This is a genomic window from Shewanella sp. ISTPL2, from assembly GCF_013283205.1.
Classification (GTDB): Bacteria; Pseudomonadota; Gammaproteobacteria; order Enterobacterales; family Shewanellaceae; genus Shewanella; species Shewanella oncorhynchi.
This window is the reverse complement of record NZ_JAAPAV010000001.1, coordinates 631,471-650,092: the sequence shown is the minus strand read 5'-3', so window position 1 is coordinate 650,092 and position 18,622 is coordinate 631,471. Positions and strand designations below refer to the sequence as shown.

The 18,622-nt window shown below is 44.6% G+C and carries 15 protein-coding genes, 1 rRNA gene and 2 pseudogenes; 12 read left to right on the top strand and 6 right to left on the bottom strand.

The window, feature by feature from the left end:
* Positions 1 to 12: 12 nt before the first annotated feature.
* A complete protein-coding gene (locus HUB64_RS02845; RefSeq protein ID WP_173496317.1) occupies positions 13 to 729 on the top strand; it encodes a C40 family peptidase in 717 nt (238 codons plus the stop codon).
* Here the strand turns inward: HUB64_RS02845 and HUB64_RS02840 are convergent.
* The gene (locus HUB64_RS02840; RefSeq protein ID WP_173496316.1) at positions 726 to 1,151 is read right to left on the bottom strand and encodes a type II toxin-antitoxin system YafO family toxin; all 426 of its coding nucleotides are present in this window, start codon (positions 1,149 to 1,151) and stop codon (positions 726 to 728) included. The genes HUB64_RS02845 and HUB64_RS02840 overlap by 4 nt on opposite strands.
* Before the next feature lie 20 nt (positions 1,152 to 1,171).
* Positions 1,172 to 1,687, bottom strand: coding sequence for a hypothetical protein (locus tag HUB64_RS02835; RefSeq protein WP_173496315.1), 516 nt, complete (start codon positions 1,685 to 1,687; stop codon positions 1,172 to 1,174).
* A gap of 415 nt (positions 1,688 to 2,102) precedes the next feature.
* On the opposite strand from HUB64_RS02835, the gene HUB64_RS02830 reads away from it, so the two are divergent.
* The gene (locus HUB64_RS02830; protein ID WP_173496314.1) at positions 2,103 to 2,675 is read left to right on the top strand and encodes a hypothetical protein; all 573 of its coding nucleotides are present in this window, start codon (positions 2,103 to 2,105) and stop codon (positions 2,673 to 2,675) included.
* A gap of 49 nt (positions 2,676 to 2,724) precedes the next feature.
* Here HUB64_RS02830 and HUB64_RS02825 read toward each other — a convergent pair whose 3' ends face one another.
* On the bottom strand, positions 2,725 to 3,195 hold the full coding sequence (locus tag HUB64_RS02825; protein WP_173496313.1) for an Arc family DNA-binding protein: 471 nt from the start codon (positions 3,193 to 3,195) through the stop codon (positions 2,725 to 2,727).
* Positions 3,196 to 3,405: 210 nt separating this feature from the next.
* Here HUB64_RS02825 and HUB64_RS02820 point away from each other — a divergent pair, with 210 nt between their 5' ends.
* The 3 genes and pseudogenes from HUB64_RS02820 to HUB64_RS23365 all read left to right on the top strand — a co-directional run.
* Positions 3,406 to 4,356 carry a Rha family transcriptional regulator gene (locus HUB64_RS02820; RefSeq protein WP_217363077.1) on the top strand — a complete coding sequence of 317 codons (951 nt, stop codon included), beginning with the start codon at positions 3,406 to 3,408 and terminating at the stop codon, positions 4,354 to 4,356.
* A 107-nt stretch (positions 4,357 to 4,463) separates the two neighbouring features.
* Positions 4,464 to 5,108 carry a tail assembly protein gene (locus HUB64_RS02815; protein WP_173496312.1) on the top strand — a complete coding sequence of 215 codons (645 nt, stop codon included), beginning with the start codon at positions 4,464 to 4,466 and terminating at the stop codon, positions 5,106 to 5,108.
* 5 nt (positions 5,109 to 5,113) lie between these two features.
* A pseudogene (locus HUB64_RS23365) lies at positions 5,114 to 6,619 on the top strand (host specificity protein J); the annotation flags it as partial.
* Positions 6,620 to 7,173: 554 nt separating this feature from the next.
* On the opposite strand, the gene HUB64_RS23120 reads toward HUB64_RS23365, so the two are convergent.
* Positions 7,174 to 7,365, bottom strand: a complete 192-nt coding sequence (locus HUB64_RS23120; protein WP_254451391.1) for a hypothetical protein — start codon at positions 7,363 to 7,365, stop codon at positions 7,174 to 7,176.
* Positions 7,366 to 7,411: 46 nt separating this feature from the next.
* Here HUB64_RS23120 and HUB64_RS23360 point away from each other — a divergent pair.
* The 5 genes and pseudogenes from HUB64_RS23360 to HUB64_RS02790 all read left to right on the top strand — a co-directional run.
* Positions 7,412 to 7,846: pseudogene (locus HUB64_RS23360) on the top strand (carbohydrate-binding protein); the annotation flags it as partial.
* 599 nt (positions 7,847 to 8,445) lie between these two features.
* Positions 8,446 to 8,561, top strand: a 5S ribosomal RNA gene (rrf, locus tag HUB64_RS02805).
* Positions 8,562 to 9,796: 1,235 nt separating this feature from the next.
* The gene (locus HUB64_RS02800; RefSeq protein ID WP_131525257.1) at positions 9,797 to 10,063 is read left to right on the top strand and encodes an OadG family protein; all 267 of its coding nucleotides are present in this window, start codon (positions 9,797 to 9,799) and stop codon (positions 10,061 to 10,063) included.
* An 11-nt stretch (positions 10,064 to 10,074) separates the two neighbouring features.
* Entirely contained in the window at positions 10,075 to 11,901 is a 1,827-nt protein-coding gene (oadA, locus tag HUB64_RS02795; RefSeq protein WP_173496311.1) for a sodium-extruding oxaloacetate decarboxylase subunit alpha, read from the top strand.
* Between the two features lie 8 nt (positions 11,902 to 11,909).
* Positions 11,910 to 13,040, top strand: coding sequence for a sodium ion-translocating decarboxylase subunit beta (locus tag HUB64_RS02790; RefSeq protein ID WP_168823572.1), 1,131 nt, complete (start codon positions 11,910 to 11,912; stop codon positions 13,038 to 13,040).
* Positions 13,041 to 13,180: 140 nt separating this feature from the next.
* On the opposite strand, the gene HUB64_RS02785 is transcribed toward HUB64_RS02790, so the two are convergent.
* Together HUB64_RS02785 and HUB64_RS02780 are read right to left on the bottom strand one after the other, a co-directional pair.
* Positions 13,181 to 13,348, bottom strand: a complete 168-nt coding sequence (locus HUB64_RS02785; protein ID WP_173246315.1) for a hypothetical protein — start codon at positions 13,346 to 13,348, stop codon at positions 13,181 to 13,183.
* A 232-nt stretch (positions 13,349 to 13,580) separates the two neighbouring features.
* Positions 13,581 to 14,834 (bottom strand): dicarboxylate/amino acid:cation symporter, encoded by a 1,254-nt coding sequence (locus HUB64_RS02780; protein WP_173246311.1) that lies wholly within the window; start codon positions 14,832 to 14,834, stop codon positions 13,581 to 13,583.
* A gap of 291 nt (positions 14,835 to 15,125) precedes the next feature.
* On the opposite strand from HUB64_RS02780, the gene HUB64_RS02775 reads away from it, so the two are divergent.
* Together HUB64_RS02775 and HUB64_RS02770 are read left to right on the top strand one after the other, a co-directional pair.
* Positions 15,126 to 15,551, top strand: a complete 426-nt coding sequence (locus tag HUB64_RS02775) for a YqaA family protein (protein WP_173496310.1) — start codon at positions 15,126 to 15,128, stop codon at positions 15,549 to 15,551.
* A 181-nt stretch (positions 15,552 to 15,732) separates the two neighbouring features.
* Positions 15,733 to 18,585 (top strand): pitrilysin family protein, encoded by a 2,853-nt coding sequence (locus HUB64_RS02770; RefSeq protein WP_173496309.1) that lies wholly within the window; start codon positions 15,733 to 15,735, stop codon positions 18,583 to 18,585.
* Positions 18,586 to 18,622: the final 37 nt, after the last annotated feature.

Here is an 18,622-nt window from a genome sequence, read left to right as displayed (position 1 = left end):
AAGTAGGTCACTATGCATCAAACACTCTTGCATGCTTTTACTCAGCATGCGGCAAACTGCTACCCCAATGAATGCTGTGGACTGATCATCCAGCAAGGCAGTAAGCCTTGTTATGTGCCATGCGATAACAAAGCAACCAACAAAGCCGATGAGTTTGTGATTGATCCACTGCAATATGCTGCCATTGAAGAACAAGGGCAGATCATAGGTATTTGCCACAGCCACCCTGATGCGAGCAGCAAGCCGAGCCAGCGTGATATTGCCATGTGTGAAGCCAGTGGACTACCTTGGCATATTCTCAGTTGGCCAGATGGCGATTTACGTTCTATGGTGCCAACGGGTGAGCAAAAACCATTGTTATGTCGTCCGTTTGTGCATGGGGTATGGGACTGTTATAGCTGTGTTCGCGACTGGTACCACGATGTTCAAAGCATTTTATTGCCAGACTTTGAGCGCCAAGACGGCTGGTGGGAAGGTGAGCAAGAGCTTTACCTAGATAACTTTGCTAAAGCTGGATTTGTGGCACAAACCAATATCAATCTTACCGATCTGCAAATTGGTGACGGCATCTTAATGCAAATTCAAAGTCAGCGTGTTAATCATGCCGCTGTTTATGTCGGCGAGGGTAAAATCCTGCACCACCTCTATGGTCGCCTTAGCCGCTACGATATTTACGGCGGGTACTGGCAGCGCAATACAAGGGTGATAGTGCGTTACGAAGGCAACTAAAACTTCATTCTAAATTTGTCTGCTTCGAATTTATATGTTGTTAGACGAGAGTAATTATCAGGTAGTTCACACTTACCATGCGCATCATTATCTATAAAATCCAACACATGGTAGGCATTTGACTCAATAGAGCCAAAGGTATAAACAATATAAGAGTCGCTAGTTGGTGTGTATTTTTGGGCCCATTCCTGCGGGCAAGTAATACCTTTTACAAAAATATGAATATGATGAACTTCAGCGTCCATTATTGTTGAAGGGCGAGTGAATGGTACATCTTTGCCTAGGTAGCTAGCTCTTATGCGTTTTTTAAGAGCTTTAGTAGCAAAATACTGTTCTAAATCCTGTTTAAGCTGAGAAAGCTCAAAGCCAGCAGCTTTGAGCTTTTCTTCTATGCCATCTCTGAATGTGACTATGGTAGGCAACCAATAACTCTCCGTTGTTTTCAGTGTCTTCCATAGACCTGATTGCTAGCATCAGTAGCGGCTTGCCAGAACTCAGCAGTAGGTGAAAAATGTGTTTCATCCACTATTTCAATAAGACCAAGTTGCTCAGCATAAAAAGCGGTTACATTTTCAATTACGCGGTGCAGTTGCACGTTTGCGACAACAGATTTTCTAAGAAGGTCATAGGCATCATTGCCTGCACCTAATTTAATCTGTTCACTATGCTCTTGCCAAAACGTTTTAGACAACTCACTTCTGCCTTTCCAAATCGATTCTAGGCTAACGAGTTTGCTATATTGGTCTAGTGATAAATCACCACCATGACATATATCATAGTAGTAGGTACGAAAACCAAATAAGACTTCCTCAATTTGATTTACGCAATCAGCTAAAGCAACCATTTCTGGGCACTTAAGCTGTTTGCAGTCCATAATTTCAATTTTTGGACTGCTTAGCAGGCTCGCTTCAACATTATTAGTTGAAAACGCAGCTGCAATGATGGTGGCGATTAGCATAGCAGATCCCCCCTTCATGATGTTTACTCCATTAAGTATAGCGGCTAACTCAGTGTTATGGTGTTACTTCAGAAAGTTACCTCATAACCAGAGGCCGCGCTATTATCCATAGTATCGTTCGAAATACAAGCATTGCGTGTTTAATTTGTTAAGCTTGCTTAATCAAACTTACACGCTGTTATGCTTAAAAACCACAACAAATACAAAATATTTTATTGTAAAGTACAATATTTTCAATTATCTGGTTAAATATACAGTGGTTACATGGACGCATTAGCCGCGACGATTTTTAGTGCGGTTACTGGCAACGTAACACAAGGGTGACCGTGCGTTATGTAGCATAGCGAGGCTAAAAACTTTACAGCCTGTTAGGTCGTTGGCATAGTTAATATTTTTAGTATGATAAGGATATAATATGAGAGTTATTTTTCTGATTTTATTGTGTTTTAATTCGTTTTTTTTAAACGCACAAGAACTATGGAAAGGTGCCATGTATGGTGATAGCGTTGAAAAAATATTAGCGCTATTCCCGCAACATGAAAAACCATCTACGGAAGCTGAGCTTAGTAAGCTTGGATCATCACTGAAAGCATTAGTTGTAGTACCTATTGATTTGGCAAAAAGGCCATTTGAATCAATACTTTATTTTGATAAAAATGGTTTGTATCAAGTGATTATAAAATCAAAATCTGTATTGAATGATGCTGATGCAAAATCCACAGAAGATTTTTTAATTGATGCACTTCGTTCTAAGTATGGCAATGCCACCAAAACTGAAGATCCGCTTGAGGTTGTAACTGAAAGCAAGCCTTTTTGGATTCAGTGGGACATTAATGCTTTGAGCATAACTTTTGTCCCACAACATGAGAATAAATCGATTATGATTTCTTATCGTCTAACTGTCGCCGAACAGGAAAGATTAGATAATGATGCTGCTAAAAAACATTTAGAAGGTACAAGTATCATTCAGGAATCTGAAAAATTGTAAGTTATAATTTTCATAAAGCCACCGAAAGGTGGCCTATGCTGGCTTAAAACTAAAATGAAATTATAATGTTGCCATCTTTAATTTCTACTAAGTAACCTGCGTCACCAAATGCCTTTTCAATCAGTTGAAGCGCTATCGTGATTTCAGCATCAGTTGTCGGCATTGAGTGTGTTATTTCTTCAATATTAAGCTGTACTTGCTGTTTACCGATAACTACTGCGCCAGTGATCTGTTCGTTAATTTCATCGACAAAAAATGAAGCTAAAGCAATTCCTGAATTAGCATTTTTTCTGGCTATCTTGCTAGCCATTGATGCTGGTAATGCTGGCGTTAGCAGGTTACCCAGAGCTTCATCATGCAGCAAGTTTGCCGCTGCAGGATTTTGATCTGCAACAAAGCTAAGCTCTAAGCGATGCACTATCTCGGCATTCATTGATCTGCCGTTAATCTTAGCTGATTGATCTATTTGCTCTTTAAGTTCAGGAGCAACTCTTAATCTTAATTGTGGATGTTCGCGCATACTCACCTCTTGTTTCATTATGCCGCACGGTGGGGTTGACATCAATGCCGCACCGTGCGCATACTTCTTGGTGTCGCACCGTGCGGCACCAATTGGAGGGCATATGAAAGTACGTGATTACCCGCAGATTAAATGTAGGCTTAGTCCAGAGCTAAAAGCACAGTTAATAAAAGCATCAGAGTTAAGCAATAGAACACTTAATAGTGAAGTTTGTTACCAGCTAGAGAAGGCATATGGGTTAAAAGTGAAAAATCAGGAGACTACATGAGTTATATAAATGACGAAGCCCCAACTGCTAGAACAGTTGAGGCCTCTTTAACAACGTCCGTACCTACCAAGGAATCGAACATGAATAACGTTAACACAATTCAATCATTAAATCATCTAGTGCTCGCCCAAGATGGCGCATTAATAACTACGTCGATTAATGTTGCAGAAGCTTTTGGAAAGTTGCACAAGGATGTGCTGCGTAAGCTTGAATGTATTGATTTTTCTAAAGATTTTACTGAGCGCAATTTTACGCCCAGTGAATATAAAGACTCAACAGGCCGTAATCTGCCTATGTATAAAATGACCAAAGACGGCTTTATGTTTTTGGTGATGGGCTTTACAGGCAAAAAGGCGGCGATGATCAAAGAAGCCTATATCAATGCCTTTAACTGGATGGCAAAGCAACTGAGTGGCACTGCACCAAAAAAGACGACAACTGATGAACGTACAGGTTTACGTAATGCGGTAAATCTTCTAGTGTCAAAGAAAGGTCTAATGTATCCAGATGCCTACGCTATGATTCACCAGCGGTTTAATATTGACCATCTTGATCAGCTAGAGATTGGACAATTAAATGAAGCCGTTCAGTATGCGCATAAGTTGGCATTAGATGGGGAGTACTTACCCGCAAAACCTATTACCCCGCCAGTAAACCAATTGCAAGGTAATGATATTAATAATATTAACTCGCTTTGCCATCACATGGTCTGCTTAAAAAATGCTTTTTATCAGTACAAGTTGGCAGGTGTATTTGAGGCACTTGGGTCAAGAGCAGGCGTTGATATGGTGGGTCATATTAGTGATGGTTTTTGTGTTGCTAATAATGTCCGTAATATGGTGCTTAAGTTTGAGCAAAATGGCTTGCCAGAGTCTATTGCCCCAGTGATGTAATTTACTTATCCTGCTATAACAATGCGGATAGCCGCATCTAACACTCTCGACCGCAAGCCACCTCTCTAGGTGGCTTTTTTATTGCCTCAAATTTGTAGAAAAAACCTATGAGCATAAATCAACTGACCACCATCAAATTCTCCGGATCGCTGGCTAAAAAGTTTGGGCGTGAGCATAAACGATTTTTAGATACTGGAACGACAACCGAAGCATTTAGTGCCATTAGGAATACCTTGCAAGGGTTTGAGCAGTTCATTAAAGAACAGGCAAAGCTTGGGTTGCGCTATGCCATTTTTCGCAATGGTAAAAACACAGGCGAAGATGAGTTTGATTTGGCTGGTTCGCGGGAAATCCGCATTGTGCCTGTCATTGGTGGCAGTAAGCGCGGTGGAGTGCTTCAAACGATAATTGGGGCAGTGTTAATAGTTGCATCGTTTATACCAGGCTTACAGATGTTAATGGCACCAGGTATTGCAATGGTTGCTGGTGGGGTAGTGCAAATGCTTTCACCACAAGCAAAAGGACTGAAGGGTAGGGAAGCCGCAGAGAACGCCCCAAGTTATGCCTTTGGTGGGGCGGTGAATACCACAGCTGCTGGAAACCCCGTCGGCATCGGTTACGGAAAGCGCCGTATTGGTGGCGCCATTATTAGTGCTGGCATTTATGCCGAAGATATTGCAACCAGTAAACGCCCCATTCAATCGGGTGGCAGTAATGGTGGCAATGGCGGCGGCAGTCAACAGGAGCAATAATCAGCATGGGTATTCCTGCATTAAATCAACAACTGACTATTCATGGCGCTAAAGCTGGTGAAGGTGAGCAGCGTTCGCCTGTCGAATCCCCTGATGATCTGCGCTCAATTGCTAAAGCTAAAATCTTACTGGCAATCGGTGAAGGTGAGTTTGACGGCCAATTATCGGGCCAGAATGTCTTTTTAGATGGTACGCCACTACTGGATCCCAATGGCGCCGAAAACTTCCCCGGTGTTATTTGGGACTTTCGCCCAGGCACTGCACATCAAACTTATATACCCGGACTGCCATCTGTTGAAAACGAGGTGGCCTTAGGTATTGAGTTAAAATCAGATCAGCCTTATACCCGCGCCATTACTAACTCATTACTCTCTGCTGTACGTGTGCGCTTTCGCTGGCCAGCACTGCAACAACAGCTCGATAATGGTGATGTAAACGGCTATCGCATTGCATACGCCATCGATCTGTCTACTGACGGCGGCAGCTATCAAACCGTGTTAAACACAGCGGTTGATGGCAAAACCACTCAACCCTATGAGCGCAGCCACCGCATTGACTTACCGGCTGGCAATAACTGGCAAATCCGTATTCGCCGAATTACCCCAAATCAAAACAACAATCGTGTCGCTGATTTAATGCAAATCGCGGCGATCACCGATGTTATTGACCGCAAGCTAAAGTATCCCAATACAGCACTGTTATATGTCGAGTTTGACGCCAGCCAATTCCAAAATATTCCAGTGATCTCCTGCGAGCCCTTTATGCGTAAAGTCAAGGTGCCCACTAACTACAATCCGCTAACGCGTGATTATGCTGGAGTGTGGGATGGCAGCTTTAAAATTGCATGGACCGATAACCCTGCTTGGGTGAGTTACGACATCATCCTCGATGACCGTTTCGGTACAGGTCGCAGGATCAATGCTGCGCTGGTGGACAAATGGGAGCTTTATCAGATTGCACAGTATTGCGATCAGCTGGTTCCTGATGGCAAAGGCGGCATGGAGCCTCGCTATATCTGTAATATCTACATTCAGCAAGCAACAGAGGCGTGGCAGGTATTGCGCGATTTGGCCTCTATCTATCGGGGTATGACGTATTGGTCAAACGGCCAAATGTACTCCGTTGCCGACATGCCACGCGACATGGATTTTATCTACAACAATAGCAATGTGATCGACGGCAAGTTTAGCTATTCATCCAGCAGCGAAAAAGTTAAATACACTCGAGCATTAATCAGCTGGGATAACCCTGATAATGCTTATGAATCCGATGTTACCTCTGTATCAGATCAACCATTACAGCGCCGCTATGGCGACAACGTGATCGAATTATCTGCCTTAGGTTGCACCCGCGAATCAGAAGCTCAGCGCCGCGGCAAGTGGGCTATTTATACCAATAACAATGACCGTGCCGTCAATTTTAAGGTGGGAATGGATGGCAGCATCCCATTACCTGGCTTCGTTATCGGTATAGCAGATCAATTGATTGCAGGTAGCCGGATTGGTGGGCGAATCTCGGCAGTTAACGGCAAACAGCTCACTTTAGATCGTGCGGCAACAATTGCGGTTAATGATCGACTCATTATCAACTTACCTAGCGGTAAAGCGCAGGCGCGTACTATTGAGGCCATTAATGGACGTGTGGTTACGGTAACAACGGAATACAGTGAAACCCCACTGCCACAGCTGTTATGGTCGGTTGAGTCAGACGAGCTAAAGCTGCAGCAATTTAGAGTGCTGCGCGTAGCCAAAGCAAATAGCGACAGCATTGAGTACGAGATCACCGCAGTTGAGCATAAACCAAGCAAATATCCGTATATCGATACAGGCGCACGGTTAGAAGAACGCCCTATAAGTAAGTTGCCGATCGGTGCCCAAGAAGCGCCGGCTACTGTCACCATTTCACAGTCCGTATTCACCGAGCAAACACTCTCTGTTACCACTATGACTATTCAGTGGGCGACAGCAAAAAATGCGGTTGCTTATGAAGTGGAATGGCGCAAAGACTCTGGCGAGTGGATAAAACTGCCAAAAACCAGTAGCACATCAGTTGATATACGCGGCGTTTACACTGGGCAATATATTGCGCGGGTTAGGGCGATCAACTCTGTCGATGTTTCGTCGGTACCAAAAGCATCAGCGCTGACCAATATAACAGGTAAAACTGGCTTGCCGCCAGCAGTCGCGTCATTTACTGCTACGCCGCTAGTGTTTGGCATTGGCTTAAATTGGTTGTTCCCTGCAGGTGCAGAAGACACTCTTCGTACCGAGCTTGAGTACGGGCCCAATAACAGCGAACGCCGCATGATTAAATTGGGTGATTTTGCTTACCCAATTGCAACTCACACCATGACGGGATTAAGTGCAGGCGCTAATTTTTGGTTTAGGGCTCGATTGGTAGATCGCACTGGCAACGTGGGGCCATGGTCAGGATTTATCAGCGGACAATCATCGACAGATCAATCGCAATATGATGCGTATTTCAGCGAGCGGATTACATCTTCGGCACTAGGGCAAGAACTTCTCAGCGAAATAGAACTGATCCCTGCGCTTAAAACTGAAACCGATAAAATCCCTGACATTCAAACAACGCTAGATCAAACTCAAAATCAAATTGAGCAAATGCAGGCTGAAATTGCCGATATCACTGGCGCAGCAGAATGGGATAGCGGCACAGCCTATCTCACTGGCCAGCTAGTAAAATATCAAGGCAAACTCTATACAGCAAAACAAGATGTGCCTGCAGGTACATTGCCAACTAATGCAACGTATTGGACGAAAATAGGTGAATACTCATCTATTGGTGAAGCGCTGGTGGCGTTAACGTTGCGTGTTGATACGGTTGAATCATCAATAGAAAATATTGATGGGAAATTGACGGCAGAAACATCACGAATCGATGGCATCTATGCGCAAGTTAACCCACCACTCGCAGGTGACATCAGTTGGAATGCCGGAACAACAATGGTATTTGCTGGCGTATGGTCTGAACAATATGCCAGAGCATCAGCTGATGAAGCATTAGCTAAGAGCATTGATGCTGTCGCCGTAACCCTTGGTCAAAATACTGCTGCGATTATTGCAGAACGAACAGCACGAACGACTGCGGATGAGTCATTAGCAAATCAGATCATCACTATATCAGCGACAGTTAATGGGAATTCAGCACTAATAAAAGAGGAACAAACTGCTCGTACTGATGCAGATAGCGCTCTAGCTCAAAATATTACGACAGTACAAGCATCAGCTACTGCTGCGAATAATGCTGCTTCGGCGGCGCAATCTAGTGCCGATGCAGCNCGTGAGCCAGAGATGGACACGGTAATAAACAGAATTTGCTTGGTGACAATAGCCTTGTGGAACCACCTGATCCCATCCCGAACTCAGAAGTGAAACGCAAACGCGCCGATGGTAGTGTGGGGTCTCCCCATGTGAGAGTAGGTCATCGCCAAGCATCCAAATAAACGCCAAAGCCCTAGCCTAAACAGTTAGGGCTTTTGTGTTTATACGCTTTGCGAAAACCTATCTCGATGTCGGTCAATAAATGTTCCTCCAATATTGACACTTCCACCATCCATGGCGGTCGCCCGCCGCTAAGCGGACTCCCCAGCTACGAAGACAAGCTTCTTCGCGTTCAATCATGGCTAAATACTCCGTATTTATAGCGCGATGATTTCACCCCCATGTGAGAGTAGGTCATCGCCAAGCGCCTAATTATCTCATTGAGATGTAACCAAGCCAGCTGAATAAGCTGGCTTTTTTGCGTCTGCAATTTGTAGAAACTAGTCCGTTTTTCTTTCAGCTTGCATGTTTCTCCGCTATTTTTACTCACCAACTCACCAACTCACCAACTCACCAACTCACCAACTCACCAACTCACCAACTCACCAACTCACCAGCTCACTAGCCATTTCAATTACTGAATTCTTTGTCGATCCTAGGATTTCTCATTTTGTTCTCGTCCTATTGCTTAATCCTGCGCATAACTAGACGCCTGAGGTCTACCTCAGGTAGCACTGTTACTTATCTTTTAAGATAGCTGTTCCATACACCAACCGTATTGTTAGGCACTTCTCTGTGTTGGTATCTAGGGGGCATTTAAGTTGTCAAAACCGATGATTTAATTTGCTGAATTGAACCCATTCCTCTTCTTCAAACAATGTCTTTAGAACAATATTCCTTTTTATTTTGCCACTTAGTCAGATGGTAGTAGCTTGGGTTGTTAAATTTGCATATTTTTCACTTGGTTTATTCCTATGCTCGTTGTTTTCAATTTAGGAATCATTTTTTAGCCTAAGACATCACTTCAGCTTAAATCCAACATTATGTTTGTTTCATTATGGAATATTGAATTAATCGCTCGATTTATGAGGATTAATAACTTGTTGCCTGTGGATTTACTTAATATTGGTAAGACCAATTTACACTGATATGGTTTTTTTGTTATCAATTGGTTATGTTTTTAGCAGGTTGAGTTCAGCTGATTTTCTTGTTGTGTGATTAGTTAGCTTTAAAATGTGATTTTTTATTCGATTTTTTCTGATTGGTGATTGCTATGTGTCTGTTTACGGAAGAACCATAGTTTGTGAGCAGTTCATTTGATGAATTTTGAACTTGTAATGCGATAGCGATGATTTTGGGGCAATCGCGCTGTTGATAGGGAGCTAGAGAGTAAGGGGTAGGGGAGCTATGGAGGATGTAACGCAATCTTTATTGGATGCCGTTGGCATTATGTTTTTGGGGATGGGCTTAGTTTATTTATTTTTAAGTGTACTAATCCTTGGGATTCATTTGGTTGCGCGTTGGTGTGCGGTGGATGCTGCATCTGCACGTTTTGCTAAAAATCATGCTAAAAGTCAGCAGAGGGTAGCGCAATCTGATGCTAAACCTTTAGATCCAAGCTTGGTCGCTGCGATTTCACTAGCGGTAAAGCAGTATCGTTCACAGATTAAGTAATGGGGAGCAGTATGACTTTTGTATCTAATTCTACGACAGCAGTGGCTAAGCCATTATTTTTAACTGATGTCGTATTGCGGGACGCACATCAATCCATTTTAGCGACGCGCTTACGCATTGATGACATGTTACCGATAGCGCCGTTACTCGATAAGATTGGTTTCTGGTCATTGGAATCTTGGGGCGGGGCGACTTTTGATGCCTGTATTCGTTATCTTGGTGAAGATCCCTGGGACAGAATTCGTGAGTTGAAAAAGGCAATGCCTGATACGCCGCAGCAAATGCTGCTGCGTGGCCAAAACTTATTAGGTTATCGCCATTATGCCGATGATTTAGTCATGCGTTTTGTTGAGCGTGCCCATACCAATGGCGTCGATGTATTTCGTATTTTTGACGCAATGAATGATGTTCGTAATCTCGACACTGCGGTGAAAGCGGTGCGCCAAGTTGGTGGCCATGCGCAGGGGACGATCTCATACACCACAAGTCCAGTGCATACCATAGAGACTTGGGTTGATATGGCAAAACGTCTCGAAGATATGGGATGTGATTCTTTGTGTATCAAAGATATGGCTGGCTTACTTAAGCCTATGGAAGCGTTTGAGCTTATCAGTCGACTAAAATCCCAAACGCAACTCGTGTTATCTATGCATTGTCATGCGACGACAGGATTAAGTACCGCCACTTATCAGAAAGCCATTGAAGCGGGTATCGATGTGCTCGATACGGCAATTTCGTCGATGAGCCAAACCTATGGACATACTGCTACTGAAACCGTTATCGCTATGGTGGAAGATACTGAGCGTGCAACGGGTTACGATATGGTGTTGCTTGAGGAGATTGCCGCTTATTTCCGTGAGGTGCGCAAGAAGTACGCTAAGTTTGAAGGCGCGCTGAAAGGCATCGATTCGCGGATCTTACGTGCACAAGTGCCTGGTGGCATGCTGACCAATATGGAGAGCCAACTAAAGGAACAAGGCGCGGCCGATAAGATGGACTTGGTCTTGGAAGAAATTCCCCGCGTGCGTGCTGACTTAGGTTTTTTGCCCTTAGTGACACCTACATCGCAGATTGTCGGCTCGCAGGCGGTCATTAATGTGTTGATGGGGGAGCGTTATAAGTCACTGACTAAAGAGACTGAAGGCGTGCTTAAGGGCGAATATGGCACGACACCTGCGCCAGTCAATGCCGCATTGCAAGCGAGAGTCTTACAAGGAGCCGAAGCCATTACATGTCGCCCTGCTGATTTATTAACGCCAGAGCTGGCTAAATTACGGCTTGAGTTAGCTGATAAAGCACAGGAACAAGGCATTCGCCTATCTTCAGAGCATGACGATGATGTGCTGACATATGCACTCTTCCCACAAATAGGATTGCAGTTCTTAAAGAATCGTGTTGATCCGAGCGCCTTTGAGCCTAAACCTGAATTGACTTCGGTACTTGCTGCTTCTAATGCTGCGGATCGTGGCCCTGAAACTTACACGGTAACAGTCGAAGGGCAAGAGTACATAGTTGAAGTCGCCGCAGGCGGTGAGATCTCGCAAATCCAGCTACAGGGACAAAGTGTTCATGCTGTGCAAGCTGTGACTGAGAGTACAACGCCAACTGCGAGCCATGGAGAGATCCGGCTTGAAATGAGTGCGCCTCTGTCGGGCAATATCTTCAAAGTGCATGTTTCTCCTGGCGATAGAGTGTGTGAAGGCGATGTCGTGATCATCCTTGAGGCGATGAAGATGGAAACTGAAATTCGTGCTCAGGGCGATGGCATTATCGCTAAGATCTGGGTGAAAGAAGGTGACTCAGTGTCTGTGGGTTCTCAATTACTGGCCTTGGCGTAGGAGTCATTATGGAAGGTTTAATAGCTTTTTGGGCCGAGACAGGTATCGCTCACTTTACTGGCGGGCAAGTGTTGATGATGGCAGTGGGCGCTTTGCTCTTGTATCTCGCCATAGTGCGTGGATTTGAGCCTTTGCTATTGTTGCCCATTGGTTTTGGTGCAGTGCTGGCGAACATTCCCCATGCGGGATTTACCGAAGAAGGTGGCATGCTGTATTACGCCTATCATGTGGGGATTGAGACTGGAGTGTTTCCGCTATTGATCTTTATGGGTGTTGGTGCGCTGACCGACTTTAGCGCCTTGATTGCGAATCCTAAAACTCTGTTATTAGGGGCTGCTGCACAGTTTGGGATTTTTGCGACACTGATTGGTGCAATCGCGCTGAACTTAGTGCCGGGATTTGAGTTCACCATGAAGGATGCGGCGGCCATTGCGATTATTGGCGGTGCCGATGGACCAACGGCGATTTTCCTTGCCTCAAAACTGGCGCCTGAGTTATTAGGTGCGATTGCGGTCGCGGCCTATTCCTACATGGCGTTAGTCCCTATTATTCAACCGCCGATCATGCGTTTACTGACAACTCAAGCCGAGCGCGAAATTAAAATGGAGCAGCTGCGCGAAGTCAGTAAGAAGGAAAAGATCATTTTCCCTTTGATGGTACTGGGATTAACGATTCTCTTCCTACCTGCAGCCACGCCGTTAGTGGGTATGTTTTGTCTTGGTAACTTGATGCGCGAATCGGGCGTAGTGGATAGATTATCGAAAACGGCGCAGAACGAGCTTATCAATATCGTTACGATTTTCTTAGGGTTAGCTGTCGGTTCTAAGTTATCAGCCGACCAATTCCTGCGGCTTGAAACCTTAGGGATTTTGGTATTGGGAGCGTTAGCATTTGGCATTGGTACTGCTGCAGGTGTATTGATGGCAAAACTGATGTGTAAGTTGTCGGGTGGTAAGATTAATCCGTTGATTGGTGCCGCAGGGGTGTCGGCTGTACCTATGGCAGCGCGAGTCGTTAACAAAGTTGGATTAGAGGCCAACCAACATAACTTCTTGTTGATGCACGCCATGGGGCCCAATGTGGCGGGAGTGCTAGGTTCTGCTGTGGCTGCGGGGATTTTACTTGCTGTGCTGGGTTGATGACAGAGTGGGTAAATTAAGCGGGTTTATCTTCGAATTTATTCTAGTTGTTAACGCTGTTTTAGCACTAAGGCCAACTCAGTATTGAGTTGGCTTTTTTGTTAAGTTACTCATTTATAGTATGAATCCTTGGTATTAACCTAAGCCGTTAACCAGAGTAATCCCATAAGGATTAAAATCAGCCCGCCACCTATACCGATAATGTAGATAAAACCTCGTCGGCCTTGTTTTAGTGTGAGTTTGTTGGCTTTTAAAAATAACGCCCAAAACAAACATAGGATCAGCGGGATAAGGAAGAGTCTCGTCATTGTCTGTTCTGCTAAAGTGTGAGTTAGAGTGGTTTTAGAGTCTAACAGCTTGATCTTATTTGAGTAACCTATTTTGCAGTTAATAGAGACTGTCGAAGTCGATTGTGGTCTCTAAAGCCAATAGATTAAAGACTGTTTGCAGGATAATAAAAGAGACCGCCGAAGCGGTCACTTACTGTGGTCAATGGTACTGATTATTTAGCTTAATACTTTTTATACAGTATTGTTATTGCTACGAACTCACAGGTGTAACGTCTTGATTGTCGTTCGAATAGAACTGTGCTTCATCGAGTTCATTTTCGGATTTACCAATCACAACAGCAGTCATCATATCGCCCGTTACGTTAGTTGCTGTGCGGATCATATCGATAATACGGTCAATCGCGGCGATAAAGGCAATGCCTTCAAGTGGCAGACCAATCACACCTAAGGTGACAGTTAACATCACCATCGCACTTCCTGGTACGCCAGCGGTACCAACAGAAGCCACTGTCGCAGTCACGGCGATCATCACATAGTCCAGTGTGTCGAGCGGAATATTGTAAATCTGGGCGATGAAGATAGCGGCTATCGCAGGGTAAATCCCCCCACAGCCGTCCATATTCATGGTCGCACCTAATGGCATCACAAAGGCACTATAACGCTTTGATACACCCATGGTTTCGACTGCGCGAGTGCTCGCAGGTAAAGTACCAAAACTTGAGGAAGTACTAAAGGCTACTAACTGTGCAGGCATAGCTTTACGGAAAAATTGCAGTGGGCTTAAACCACCAACAAACTTCACTAAGCCACCGTAAACAAAGATGATGTGGATAAAGGCGGCAATGTAGATAGCCCCGATAAACTTACCTAAAGGCAGTAGAGTCGATAAACCATATTCACCGACAACCCATGCCATTAAACCAAACACACCGATAGGAGTGAGTTTTAAGACCATGCGAGTCAGTTGGAACATGACTTCAGCACCTGCTTCAATGGTGCGTTTTAATGGCTCTGCTTTCTCGCCGACTTTATTGATAGCGATACCCACCAAAGCTGCAAACACGATAATTTGCAGTACCTTGCCTTCAGCGAGTGAAGCAAAAGGATTGACAGGGATCATGTCGAGCAACACTTGTGCGAAACCGGGAATATTACGCTCGCGCACTTCAGTCGTTGTGAGTTGCATGGTGCCACCCATGTCGATCATTGAGCCAACAGCTAAGCCGATCAGAGAGGCGATTGTGCCTGTCAGCATGAACATACCCAAAGTTTTCAAGCTCAGGCGTTTCAGGCTGGTTTGCGAGTTGAGTGATGTGATACTCACGACAATGGCACAAAATACCAAAGGTGCGACCAACATCTTAATGGCCCCAATGAACAGGTCACCTAATGGTTTTAGCACTGTGGCGCTTTCACCTAAAATAACGCCAACGAGCGCACCTAAGATAAAGCCTGCTAAGACTTTTTGCCAAAACGGAATGCGGCTAATGGTTTGAAGGATCATGCATATTCCAGAAAAATAAATTAAGAGTGAGCCAATAGGCCTGCGATGATAGGATTCGTATTTAACGAGTTGAGCGTGATGTTAACGCGCTCTCAGTCATGCGCATGGTTATTGCCTGCCATAGTTAACCATTGTATCGACAGAGCTAGGGTTATAACAAACCGTTTTTCTTATAACTTATTGTGATAAGTGAGTTTGTTGTAAAAAGATTAAGTGAAACATTCAATTAACCCATGGCAAACCTTATCGCATTGAATACAAAAAGAGAGATTTATCATTGAGTAAGCCATTATGACTGAGTTAGGCATTATGTTCTCCGGCGCTTTTTTAGCGGCGACTTTGTTACCGGGGGGATCTGAAGTCTTACTCGTGGCGTTATTAAACAAAACTCCAGAGGCTTGGGTTGCGCTGGTCGTGGTGGCTAGCATTGGCAACACGTTGGGCGCGATGACCAGTTTCTATTTAGGCCGCTTAGGCCGTCTAGCAAAATCACCAGAAGCGTTAGCGAAAGGTAAACACGCAAAGGGGCTCACCTTGATTGAACGGTACGGCGTATGGGCGTTGTTACTCTCATGGGCACCAGTTGTCGGCGATATTCTCTGTTTATTGGCGGGTTGGTTGAGGCTACCGCTAATACCCTCTTTGGTGATGATTTTAATTGGTAAAACAATTCGTTACTTAATTATTGCCGCTGCCGTGCTGCAATGGATGGCATGATGGCGCTAGGATGTATTTAATGATCAAGGGTGGGGAGTGTTTTTCCGTTTAGACTGAATTTACTGTATAGATAGGAACTTAGTGTTAATTTTGCGAGTCATAAATCCCAATGCTTAATCATTTAAGCGCACTATGACTAAACGCAGCACTATGATTATGAAGCTGTATTTTTGGCCCATTGATGTATGAGGGGAATGTTTTGAAGAAATGGATATTAGCGGTCGCAATTTCTGCCGCACTTGCGGGTTGTGCATCTGAAACGACTACGGCGAACTTGCCCGCAGGCGTTAAACTTATCGAAAATGTGCAATTGGCCGATTCGCAAGTAGGGATCCCCTACAAAAAGTACCAATTAGCCAATGGGTTAACAGTTATTTTACATCAAGATGATTCCGATCCCTTAGTGCATGTCGACGTCACTTATCATGTGGGCTCTGCCCGTGAATTAGCTGGGCGTTCGGGATTTGCGCATTTATTTGAACACATGATGTTCCAAGGCTCGCAGCATGTTGCCGATGAACAGCATTTTGAAGTGGTTACCGAAGCTGGTGGTACCCTAAATGGCACGACCAATACCGACAGAACCAATTACTTTGAGACAGTACCCAACAATCAATTAGAAAAAATGTTGTGGCTTGAGTCGGACCGTATGGGCTTTTTGTTGCCCGCACTCACTAGTGAAAAATTCGAAGTGCAGCGCGAAACTGTCAAAAACGAGCGCGCACAACGTATCGATAATCAGCCCTATGGCCGCATGAGTGAGCGTTTTAGCCAAGCTATGTATCCTGTCGGTCATCCTTATTCTTGGCCTGTAATTGGCTGGCCGGACGATCTTAATCGCGCCACGGTTGATGATGTTAAACACTTTTTCCAACGTTGGTATGGCCCTAACAATGCGACCTTGACCATAGGTGGCGATTTCGATGAAATGCAAACCTTAGCCTGGGTCAATAAATATTTTGGTGAAATCCCCCGCGGCCCTGAAGTCTCGTTAGAGCAAAAGGCGCTGGTTAACTTAGACAAGACGCGTTACATCTCCATGGAAGATCAAGTGCACTTGCCTTTGATCCGTATTGGTTTTCCTACCGTATACGCTAGACATTCAGATGAGGCCGCGCTCGATCTGTTAGCCAATATTTTAGGTGGTGGTAAAACATCCTTATTATATAAAAACTTGGTTAAGGACGGTTATGCCGTGCAGGCTAATGTGAGTCATCCTTGTCAAGAGCTTGCGTGTCAGATGTCGATTTATGCTTTAGCCAATCCTGAAAAGGGCGGCAAACTGGCAGATCTGGAGCAACGTATTCTCGACTCGATTAAGGAGTTTGAGCAACGTGGCGTTACCGATGACGATCTGCAAAAAGTCAAAGTGCAGTTTGAGGCTGATACTATTTATAGTCTGCAGAGTGTTTCTGGCAAAGTGTCGACCTTAGCGATGAACCAAACGCTGTCGGGCAATCCGAACATGATTGCCTCAGATCTGAATCGTTATGCCAATGTGACCAAAGACGATGTGATGCGCGTGTTTAAGCAATACATTAAAGATAAACCTATGGTGGTTATGAGTGTGGTGCCGCAGGGAATGACGTCACTTATTGCTCATGCGGATAACTTCACGCCAGCAACGTTGCCGATTGCACACTCTGCGGTAGAGGGGGATTTGCCAAAGCCTGAACTTGTTTCAAGTTTTGATCGGACTAAGATGCCTGCATCTGGCGTTGCACCTATGCTCAAAGTACCTAAAATTTGGACAAAAACCTTAGCCAATGGCATCGAAGTCATGGGCACTCAAAGTACTGAAACACCAACAGTTGAGTTAATTGTTTATCTCAATGGTGGCCACAGACTCATACCCGTCGAAAAAGCAGGCTTAGCAACGCTGACTGCGGAAATGCTTAATGAATCGAGCCAGAAGCGCAGCAGTGAAGCACTATCACAAGCCTTAGAAATGCTAGGTAGTAGTGTCGACTTTAGTGCGTCTGAATATCAAAGTTCGATCAAAGTATCGGCTCTGACAGCACATTTAGATGAGACGCTGGCGATTATGGAAGAAAAGCTGTTTCAACCAGCGTTCAGCGAAGCTGACTTTGCGCGAGTGAAACAGCAGCAATTACAACAGATCCAGCATATGCAGTCCGATCCTAGCTATCTGGCTGATACGGCGTTGTCGTCTTTGTTATACGGTAAAGACAATGCGTTAGGTGTGAATGATCTCGGTACGCTCGATTCAGTCGCGGCGCTTACGTTAGCCGATGTAAAAGCGTTTTATGCCCAGCAGTATCAAGGCGGCAACGCTAAAATTGTCACTGTTGCTAATTTATCTGAATCTGCATTGCTGCCTAAACTAGCGGGATTAAACCAGTGGAAAGGAGAAGCAGCTGTGGTACCGCCACTTAAGCCACTCCCTGCATTAAAAGGCGGCACAATTTATGTGATTGATAAACCTGGTGCGGCGCAATCGGTAATCAATATTGCCAAGCGCGCATTACCCTACGATGCCACAGGCGATTATTTTAAATCCTATCTGATGAATTATCCGTTAGGCGGCGCATTCAATAGCCGTATCAACCTGAATTTACGTGAGGATAAAGGTTATACCTATGGTGCTCGCACTCGTTTTACTGGCGGTGCTGAAGTGGGCGATTTTGTCGCATCAAGTAACGTTCGCAGTGACGTGACGGCGAAAGCACTCATTGAGTTTGTAAAAGAAATCAGTGCTTATCAGCAGCAGGGCATGACAGATGCTGAACTTGCCTTTATGCGTAATTCAGTCTCTCAAGGGCAAGCTCTTGATTATGAAACACCGTATCAAAAAGCGGGCTTTATGCGGATGATCCAACGTTACCAATTGAGTCAAGATTTTACGACTCAACAGGACAAGATCATTAATACTGTAACAAAAGATGAACTCAATGCCCTCGCGGCTTCCGAGCTAGATATCAATAAAATGGTGATTCTGGTGGTGGGAGATAAAGCGACAATTGAAGCGGATTTAGCGGTATTGGGCTATCCAATTGAAACTTTAGTATTGTAAATTAGTATTTCGCCCTTATATAGGTAGATAGACGGGT